The sequence below is a fragment of the Streptomyces sp. SID14436 genome (assembly GCF_010548465.1).
Taxonomy (GTDB): Bacteria; Actinomycetota; Actinomycetes; order Streptomycetales; family Streptomycetaceae; genus Streptomyces.
In genome coordinates, this window is the sequence record NZ_JAAGMD010000666.1 from 23,914 (window position 1) to 32,914 (window position 9,001).

Annotated in this window: 10 protein-coding genes and 1 pseudogene; 8 read left to right on the plus strand and 3 right to left on the minus strand. The window is 71.9% G+C overall.

What is annotated here, in order from left to right; all coding sequences use genetic code 11:
- The first annotated feature begins 131 nt into the window (after nt 1–131).
- On the plus strand, nt 132–830 hold the full coding sequence (locus G3I53_RS23840; protein WP_164334164.1) for a M23 family metallopeptidase: 699 nt from the start codon (nt 132–134) through the stop codon (nt 828–830).
- A gap of 66 nt (nt 831–896) precedes the next feature.
- Here the strand turns inward: G3I53_RS23840 and G3I53_RS23845 are convergent, their stop codons facing one another.
- Nucleotides 897–1,106 carry a DUF397 domain-containing protein gene (locus G3I53_RS23845; protein ID WP_164334163.1) on the minus strand — a complete coding sequence of 70 codons (210 nt, stop codon included), beginning with the start codon at nt 1,104–1,106 and terminating at the stop codon, nt 897–899.
- On the minus strand, nt 1,103–1,981 hold the full coding sequence (locus G3I53_RS23850; protein ID WP_164334162.1) for a helix-turn-helix transcriptional regulator: 879 nt from the start codon (nt 1,979–1,981) through the stop codon (nt 1,103–1,105). Before G3I53_RS23850 ends, G3I53_RS23845 begins: the two co-directional genes overlap by 4 nt.
- 159 nt (nt 1,982–2,140) lie before the next feature.
- On the opposite strand from G3I53_RS23850, the gene G3I53_RS23855 reads away from it, so the two are divergent.
- From G3I53_RS23855 to G3I53_RS23875, 4 genes are all read left to right on the plus strand, one after another.
- Nucleotides 2,141–2,572 carry an ATP-binding protein gene (locus G3I53_RS23855; protein ID WP_164334161.1) on the plus strand — a complete coding sequence of 144 codons (432 nt, stop codon included), beginning with the start codon at nt 2,141–2,143 and terminating at the stop codon, nt 2,570–2,572.
- A gap of 252 nt (nt 2,573–2,824) precedes the next feature.
- Nucleotides 2,825–3,856, plus strand: coding sequence for a hypothetical protein (locus G3I53_RS34100; RefSeq protein WP_239064072.1), 1,032 nt, complete (start codon nt 2,825–2,827; stop codon nt 3,854–3,856).
- A 72-nt stretch (nt 3,857–3,928) separates the two neighbouring features.
- A complete protein-coding gene (locus G3I53_RS23870) occupies nt 3,929–4,111 on the plus strand; it encodes a hypothetical protein (protein ID WP_343240679.1) in 183 nt (60 codons plus the stop codon).
- A gap of 194 nt (nt 4,112–4,305) precedes the next feature.
- Entirely contained in the window at nt 4,306–5,193 is an 888-nt protein-coding gene (locus G3I53_RS23875; RefSeq protein ID WP_164334159.1) for a hypothetical protein, read from the plus strand.
- Between the two features lie 384 nt (nt 5,194–5,577).
- Here the strand turns inward: G3I53_RS23875 and G3I53_RS23880 are convergent, their stop codons facing one another.
- Nucleotides 5,578–6,504 (minus strand): DUF3027 domain-containing protein, encoded by a 927-nt coding sequence (locus tag G3I53_RS23880; RefSeq protein WP_164334158.1) that lies wholly within the window; start codon nt 6,502–6,504, stop codon nt 5,578–5,580.
- A 324-nt stretch (nt 6,505–6,828) separates the two neighbouring features.
- Here G3I53_RS23880 and G3I53_RS23885 point away from each other — a divergent pair, with 324 nt between their 5' ends.
- The 3 genes and pseudogenes from G3I53_RS23885 to G3I53_RS34105 all read left to right on the plus strand — a co-directional run.
- Complete coding sequence (locus G3I53_RS23885) at nt 6,829–8,262, plus strand: MFS transporter (protein ID WP_164334157.1); 1,434 nt, start codon at nt 6,829–6,831, stop codon at nt 8,260–8,262.
- A gap of 63 nt (nt 8,263–8,325) precedes the next feature.
- Nucleotides 8,326–8,823: a DUF2771 domain-containing protein gene (locus G3I53_RS23890; RefSeq protein ID WP_192231784.1), complete on the plus strand. Its 498-nt coding sequence runs from the start codon at nt 8,326–8,328 to the stop codon at nt 8,821–8,823.
- Nucleotides 8,793–9,001, plus strand: a pseudogene (locus tag G3I53_RS34105) (futalosine hydrolase); the annotation flags it as partial. The gene G3I53_RS23890 and the pseudogene G3I53_RS34105, both read left to right, overlap by 31 nt.

The following is a 9,001-nucleotide window of genomic DNA, read 5'->3' on the forward strand; positions in this document are numbered from 1 at the left end:
TGACCTACGGCCTTTCGTCGTAGGTCACACCTTTGCGGCTTTTGGGCGGGGGCGGTTACCAAGGAACGGCCACCACGGCGCGGTCCTGTGCACCGGGTGGTTCACCTTTGTCCCCACCCCGTGAGGTTTCGATGTCCCAGCGCGTCTCGTCCCGTTCCTTCCGTCCGGCCCGCATCCGTACCCGCGCCGCCGTCCTGGTCGCCGGTTTCGGTGCCTCGGTCGCCCTGGGAACCGGAGTCGCGACCGCCGCCGCCGCCGACACCACCACGTCCGGCGTCGCCCACGCGGTCCAGGCCCAGGCCGCCGCCCAGGCCAAGGCCGCCCAGGCGAAGAAGGCCGCCGAGGCCAAGAAGGCCGCCCAGGCCGCCAAGGCGGCGAAGGCCGCGAAGGCCGCCGCCAAGAAGAAGGCCGTCTCCTGGGTCGACCCGGTGAAGAAGTACAAGCTGTCGGCCAGCTTCGCCGCGAACGGCGGCATGTGGGCCTCCAAGCACAGCGGCCAGGACTACGCCGTCCCCACCGGCACCCCGGTCGTCGCCACCCACGGCGGCACCGTCGTCAAGGCCGGCCCCAACGGCGCCGGCGACGGCCCCGCCTACGGCAACGCCGTCGTCATCAAGCACGGCAGCAAGACCTACTCCCAGTACGCCCACCTCTCCAAGGTGAACGTCAAGATCGGCCAGGTCGTCAAGACCGGCCAGAAGATCGCCCTGTCCGGCAACACCGGCAACTCCAGCGGACCCCACCTCCACTTCGAGATCCGCACCACCCCGAACTACGGCTCCGCCGTCGACCCGGTCAAGTTCCTCCGCGCCAAGGGCGTCAACCTCTGACCGGCCACGGCACCGCCTGACCGCGCCACGCGACCCCGAGGACCACTCCTCGGGGTCGTCGCGCGCTCAGCCCTCGGACGCGTACGGCACGAACGCCGTCCACGCGTCCGGCGCGACGGCGAGCCGGGGGCCGGCGATGTCCTTGGAGTCACGGACGTGGACGGTGCCGGGGGTGAGGGCGAGCTCGACGCAGGACTCGCCGTTGTTGCCACTGCTGTAGCTGCTCTTGAACCACGCCAGCTCGGACGCGTCCCCGGCAGTGGTCGTGCGGATCATGTTTCCCCCAGCAGGTGCTCGATGAAGGCCAGCGACTCCCGAGGGGAGAGCGCCTGGGCTCGGATCGTCCCATACTGCAGTTCAAGGATGCGCAGCTGTTTCGGGTCCGTCGTCGGCCGCCCGTTGAACTCGCCATCGGCCCGGCCAACCGCCGTCCCATCCGCGAACTTCAGCAGCTCGATGGTGCCGTCCGTCCCGGAGTGGGTCTCACAGTTCGTCGGCATCACCTGAAGTACGACGTTGTGCAACCGCCCTACCTCCAACAAGCGTTCGAGCTGCTGACGCCACACCATTGTGCCTCCGATGGGCCGACGCATAACCCCCTCTTCCAGCACGAAACTGAGTGCCGGGGCGGGATCGCGCTCGAAGACGGTGCGCCTGGCGATACGCGCAGCCACCATGCGCTCCACGTCGTCCGGCGAATAGGGCGGCTGAGCGGCCCCGATCACTGCTCGCGCGTGCTCCGGTGTCTGCAGCAAGCCATTGATGCTGTTGGACTGGTACACGGCAATCTCGACCGCTGCCGCTTCCAGCTTCCCCAGCGCCCGAACCTTCTTCGGGTACCGGACCCTCTTCACGTCCTCCCAGGCCGCCGCGATCAGCCCGCCCGCGCTCAGGACCTCGTCCGCCTTGTCCAGGAACTCCTGGCGAGGGATGCGCTTGCCGCCCTCGATCTTGTACACCATGTCCTCGCCGTAGCCGACGATCCGGCCGAACTCGGCGGCCCGCATCCCCGCCGCCTCACGGCGCAGCTTCAGTTGCCGTCCCACCGTGGTGATGACGGCGACGCCCCACTCGTCGTCCGGGTCCACCTCCCAACCGGGCTCGTCCGCCTCTTCCTTGAGCCGACCCGCCTCCGCCTCGACCGCCGTCATGCCGCACCTCTCCCTCGGAACCGTCCGTGACGCACCCGGCGCCCTACCCGTACCAACCGTCGGCACAGCCACGACAGCACCGGACAACCTCCGGACAGTGACCGTACGCACACGCGAAGTGACACCTCACGGTATGCGGCCCCGGCCACGCTGGCTGACGTGAATCAGCGAACCGCCGAACCCTCCGCCCCCGTCCGCAACTTCAGCGTGCAGCTCTCCCCCACGCCACGCGGCGCCCACCAGGCGCGGCGCCTCGGAGCAGCCCAACTGCGTTCCTGGGGCCTGCCCGTGGACCCGGCCCGCCAGATCATCGCCGAGCTGGCCGTCAACGCGACGACCCACGGCCGCGTCCCGGGACGGGACTTCCGGCTCACGCTCTACGTGGTCGCCGGCGCCCTCCGCATCGAGGTCACCGACACCCGGGGCGACCGGCTCCCCCAGCCGCAACCGCCCTCTCCCGAGGCCGAGTCCGGGCGGGGCCTGCTCCTCGTCGACGCCCTCGCGGACCGCTGGGGCGTGACCGAGGGCCGCTTCCCGCGCAAGACCGTCTGGGCCGAACTACGGCTCACGGCACCGGGACCCGGGATCTGAAGCTCCGGTGCCGTCGGCGCCTTCCAGAACAAGAAACGGGGGAGAAAGAACCCCACCAAGCCCCACCCTTCCCGCCCGGGATGCGCCATCACTCGGGCGGGTGAACATCACCATCTCAGCTGGATTTTGGGACCCTCAGCTCCTCTACGCTCAGCCCACGGACATCCCGAAAACGATTTCGGCCCCCGCTCGGGACTGGCATCCCGGTGCGAGGGCCTGACCACCAAGAAGCGAACTAAGGAATTCTTCTCGATGGGTACCCAAAACCCTAGCGCGCCCCCGCGCGCCCAGTCAGCCGCAGACCGCAATCCGACCCGACCGCGTCACCGCACCGGCGGCGTCATCCACGAGAACACCCGCCACACCACCCGCTTCGTGGTGATCGGGAACCACCTCACCCAGCACGCCGAGCTGTCGCTGCTGGCGATCGGCCTCGGCTGCCACATCCAGTCGCTCCCCGCCGGTGCCCCCGTCGACATCAAGAGCCTCACCGCACGCTTCGCCGAGGGCCCCACCCGGATCGCCGCCGCCCTGCGCGAACTCGAAGCCCACGGCTACCTGCGCCGCGAACGCCACCGCACCGCCACCGGCCGCATCGTCACCCGCACGATCTCCTGCAACCAGCCCGGCAAGCGGCGGCAACCGGCCGACACCGGCTGCCCCGACCCGCAGCCCCGGCCACCGGCGAAGCGCCCACCGCAGCCGCCCCGCCGCCGCCCCACCCCCCGTACGGCACCCCCTCCGCAACTGCGACGGCTGCGACCACGCCTTCCGCGGCCCCGCGACCGAGACACGCTGCCGGGACTGCCGCGAACACCGAACCGTCATTTCGGCTGCGCCATGAACACAGCAGAGGAAGAACACACGATGCTCGCCGCACGGCACCCCAGTGGCCCCGGACGACTACCCTGGCCAGTGCACTCCCGGGAGGACTCCATGAGCACGCAGGCCGACCACGGACACGAGCTGGTTCCCCGCCCCGAGCAGACCCCTGATGCCCTGCGGGCCGCCCTCGCCGTCGTCGCTCCCGGGCGGCTGACCGAGATGCAGCGGACCAAGGACGAGGCCTTCGCCAAAGCCGTGGAATGGCAGTCCCTCAGCCCGGTGCGCAGTTGGGTGCTCGCCTGGGCCAGGGACATCGAGATCGCCCGTCGCCCCGACCTCGCCACTCGCCATGCCCGGGCCAAGCGCCTCCTGGAGCACGAGGACGGGGCGACCGCCCGCGAGGCGTTGGGGGAACTCAGTGCTGTTCTGGACGAGGCGCTGAAGGCAGTACAGGGTTGAGCTGGACCTGGGAGTACGCCTTCAGTGCGGGGGGAGGCCGCACGCACCGCGCCCCCGGCTTTCCTCGCCGAAGTGGAACGTAAGGCCGCCGAACTCGTCAGAGCGGCCGAGGCACAGTATCTGCACGGTCGCGCCCACGACGGGGCCGATCCGAAAGGCGGGGACGTCGCCGTACGGGGCGGGATGTTCACCTACCAGATCGTCGTGCGCAGCGAGCGCGTCTACGTTCTCCAGCTCACCTACCTCGGTTTCTGAGGCGCAAGCGGAGAGAGGCGTGCCCGTGCCGCCACTCTCCGCGCCGTACCGGTACCGCGCACCGGTCACCCCACCCCCACACATCCCCGGCGCACCTGGAGCGGCCGCGACCGTCCCTTCCGCGGTCCCAGCCCCGCAACACGATGCCCGGACCGCGATCCCCCTCCCGGTCATCCGATCCAGTAAGGAACCCCATGGTCAGCCCGCCTCATGAAGCGATGTACCGCATCTTTCAACGCGACCCCGGTCTGTTCAGCCGCATCCCCCGCTTCCTGGGCGTGGACCTCCCCAGGCCCGTCGGAGCCACGACCCTGCCGACCGACCTCGGAGAGACCGGTCTCGTGCTCCACCGGGTCGACGCCCTTCTGCGGTTCAACACCGCGGAATCGGGTGCATATCTCCTGGCTGTGGATATCCAGGACGAGCGGAACTCCGAGAGACCGGCGAGCTGGGCCTACTGCACCGCCTACCTGTGGAAGAAGTACCGGCTGCCCACCACGCTCCTCGTCGTCTGCCAGGACCACGCCACGGCCGAGTGGGCGCAGCGGGCGGTGAGCAGCGGACCGTCCCAGCTGCCGACACTCACCCTGCGGCCGATGGTCGCCGGGCCCCACAACATGCCCGTGATCACCGACCCGGATGAAGCGCGGGCAGACCTCGTCCTGGCCGGCCTGGCAGCCGTTACTCACGCTGCCGCACCTGCCGTGAACCCGATACTGAAGGCCCTGTCCACCGCGCTGCGGGACGTGCCCGCAGACATCGCCGACCCCATCGTCGAATTCACCGCGCGGGGCCTTCGAAGGCACCCGGCCAAGCACCTCTGGAGGAGCCTCGTCGCCGTGGACCTCACCCCCGCGGGGCCCCGCCTCCTCGAGAACATGCGGGAAGAGGTCCGTGCCGAGAGCGAGCGGCAGTGCGCCGCCGAGGACGTCCTCACCGTGCTCGCGGAACGCGGCCTCGACGTCTCCGATCAGGCCCGCGACCGCATCAACGGCTGCGACGCCCCCCACACCCTCAGCCGCTGGCTCCGACGAGCCGTCACAGCACCGACAACAGAGGCGATCTTCGACGCGGACGAGTGAAGCCGCAGCGCCCGTAACACCGCAGGGCTGCGGGAGGAATCCATGAGCACGTAGGCCGACCACGGACCCGAACTGGTTCCGCGCCCCGAGCAGACGCCTGATGCCCTGCGGGCCGCTCTCTCCGTCGTCGCCCCCGGTCGGCCGGCCGAGATGCAGCGGACCAAGGACGAGGCCTTCGCCCATGCCGTGGAGCGACGGGCTGGCGTCGGTGGACAGACGAGGCCAGTGAGCCAGCATGCGGCGATCCGCGGACCCCAAGCTTCCGGCTCCGCCCCGCCCTCACGGCGCCGACGACGGAGGTGATCTTCGACCAGGACGGGGGATGCCACGGTCCGCCCGCCGGGTGACACCACCCGAGTCCACCCGGCGCCGCCCGGCGTCACGCTAGGAGTGCCCCAGCTCCGCCGACGCCTCGTCCTCCGTCGCCGGGACCGAGCCGGAGTCCGGGGCCGGGCGGAGGGGGAAGGGGTCGACGCGGGTCTCGTCGATGACCGGGGAGGCCGGCTTCGGCGGGGTCGGCATGACCGCGGCCTCGGAGTGGCCGCCGCAGCCGTAGCCGAGGGAGACGACGCGGCCGTCGGCCGGGGAGAACTCGTTGGCGCAGATGCCGAACGCCTGGCCGAGGGAGCCGCCGATCGGGGCGAGGAAGCCGCAGGAGACGCAGGAGGCGGGGGCCGCCTGGGCCATCGGGGTCTTCGCGCCGAACGCCTCCTCCCAGCGGTCGGCGGCGGCGTGCAGGCCGTAGCGGGACAGGACGCGGGCGCGGCGCATGCCGAGCTCGTCGGCGACCGCCGCGATGGACCCCCGCGAGGGAGGCGTAGCCAGCTCGGCGGGCGTGCCGCCGGTGACCTCCGCGTCCTCGGCGTCGACCAGGTCGGCCAGCTCGCGGGAGAGGACGGAGTTGGGCGGCGGCTCGTCCTCGCCGGACCAGCCGGGCTCCAGGCGCAGGTCGTCGGCGTCGGTGGGCAGGAGGTCGCCGGGGCCCATGTCGCCGGGGCGCAGCCGCTCGCTCCACGGCACCCATTCGGGGGCGAGGATCGCGTCGGGGCCGGGCAGCAGGGCCGTCTCGTCGACGGTGACGATCTTGGCGCGGGAGGCGCGGGCGACGGTGACGGCCCAGCGCCAGCCGCGGTAGCCGAGCTCGCGGCAGCCGAAGAAGTGCGTGACGACGCGGTCCCCCTCGGAGACCATCCCCTCGTGTTCGCCGACCACACCGGGCGCCGCGGCCTCCTCGGCTGCGGCGCGGGCGAGGTCGACGGCCTCGGCGCACAGACGGTCGGGGGTGCGGCTTCGCGTTGTCGCTGCGCTCACAGGTATCGCTTCTCTCCTACGCCGTCTCACGAGTGCGCCACTCCCATGCGCGGGGGCGGACGGAGCGGACCGCAGGACCGCGTCGACGTCCGCGCCGGATCGTGCTCGGGCGCGCCTCCATCCATTCTGCGGGATGGCTGAGATAGGCACGCTACCTTCTCGCGTGCCGTGGGCCTACACCGACGGTTGTTCCGGGGTTCCGCGCGCCGGGTTTCCCGCCGGGACGGACGCCGGTTGCGCCGGACAGCCGCACGGCGGGCCTGCGCGGGCCGGTCGGCCGGAGTCGTAGCACTATCCCCCGCCTTCTCGGGGCACTATGGCGTGGTGGCTACCGCGAAATCACCCCACGGCGCCAACGGGATCGGTGGGGCGAAGGGGACCAAGGGCAACGGCCGACGTGTCGGCACGGGCCGCACGGGCGGCGGTGCTCGCGCGTTCGGCCGCGCGCTGCGTTTCCCGGTGACCGGAACCGCGCGGGGCATCCGCCGGGCCACACACGCGCACGGGGCCGGCGAGTCCGGTCTCGGCAAGCTGATCGAGCTGCACGGGGTGAACGGCGCCGGGGACGTGATGATCACGGTGGCGCTGGCGTCGACCGTGTTCTTCTCGGTGCCGACGGACGAGGCCCGCGGGCGGGTCGCGCTGTACCTGGCGATCACGATGGCCCCGTTCACGCTGCTCGCTCCGGTGGTCGGTCCACTGCTGGACCGCCTCCCGCACGGCCGCCGCGCCGCGATGGCGGGCGCGATGCTCGCGCGGGCGCTGCTCGCGCTGGTGCTGTCGGGTGCCGTGGTCACCGGCGGGCTGGAGCTGTATCCGGCCGCGCTCGGCGTGCTGGTCTCGTCGAAGGCGTACGGGGTGGTGCGCAGTGCGGTGGTGCCGCGGCTGCTGCCACCCAAGTTCTCCCTGGTCAAGGCGAACTCGCGGGTCACGCTGGGCGGGCTGCTGGCCACCGGGGTGGCGGCGCCGATCGGTGCCGGGCTGCAGCAGATCGGGCCGCGCTGGCCGCTCTACGGCGCGTTCGCGCTGTTCGTGACGGGCATGTTCCTGTCCTTCCGGCTGCCGTCGAAGGTGGACTCCGCGAAGGGGGAGGACGTGGCGCTGCTCGCCTCGGACGAGCGGCACCTGCACGGGCCGCACCGCAGGCCGGTGAAGCGTCCCGGGCTGCGCACCGTCGGACCGGCCGTCACCCACGCGCTGGCCGCCAACACCGCGATCCGCTGCCTGACCGGCTTCCTGATCTTCTTCCTCGCGTTCCTGCTGCGCGAGCACCCGCTGACCGGGCAGAGCGCGGCGGTGTCCCTGGGCATCGTCGGCGTCGCGGCGGGCACGGGCAACGCGCTCGGCACGGCGGTGGGGGCCTGGCTGCGCTCCCGCGCCCCGGAGATCATCATCGTGACGGTGGTGGCGTGTGTGGCGGGCGCGGCGATCGTGGCCGCCGTGTTCTTCGGGGCCGCCCTGGTGGCCTGTCTGGCGGCGGTCGCCGGCTTCGCGCAGGCCCTGGCGAAGCTGTCGCTGGACGCGCTGATCCAGCGGGACGTGCCGGAGCTGGTGCGCACCTCGGCGTTCGCCCGTTCGGAGACGCTGCTGCAGATGGCGTGGGTGCTGGGCGGGGCGATCGGCATCGCGATGCCGCTGATCGGGCCGCTGGGCCTGGCGGTGGGCGCCGGCATCGTCGCGACGGGCTGGCTGCTGACCGTGCGTGCCCTGCTCACGTCGGCCCGGCACGGGGGCGCTGGGCATCCGCGAGTGGCGTAACGCCCCGGCCACGCCGTACCCCACGTGGGGGGTGGGCGGGGCCCGCCCGATAGCCTTTCCGCCATGACCACGTTGCCCCGCGGCGCAGCCGCCCAGAGCCACCGCGCTGTGCGACGCCGCCGCGTCGCCGCCGCCGCCGGCGCCGTATCCGCCGGACTGCTCGTCCTGTCCGCCTGTGACAAGCCGACGGCGCTGTCCACGATCACCGTCGGCAGCTCGTCCGTGAGCTCCGAGGCCGCCTGCGGCGGCGAGGGCGAGGCGCTGAAGGCGTCCGACCTCACCAAGTGCCTCAAGGACAAGGACGTCAAGAGCATCACGGTCGACCCGGATGAGACCGTGCGCTTCGGTGTCGACCCGGACGTCGCCGACAACGGCTGGACGATCCTGATGAACGGTCAGCCGCTGACCGACTCCAGCACCAAGACCTACCGCACCATCCCGGGCAGCGTGTTCTTCAACGCCCAGTACGGCGCCCAGGGCGACTCCACCCTGGTGTCGATCAAGGAGGGCGAGGACGAGACGACCGGGCTGTGGTCCTTCCGGCTGAAGAAGGACGCCTGATCACGTCCCCCGTACGGATCCTCGTGGCCACCGCCGTCCCCGCCGAGCGGGACGCGGTGGCCCGGGCGTTCCCGGGGCCGGTGCGCGGGACGCCCGTGCCCGGCGCGGCCGTGCAGGCGGTCGACGGCGGACCGGACCTGCTCGCGGCCGGGGTCGGTCCGGCCCTGGCGGCCGCCTC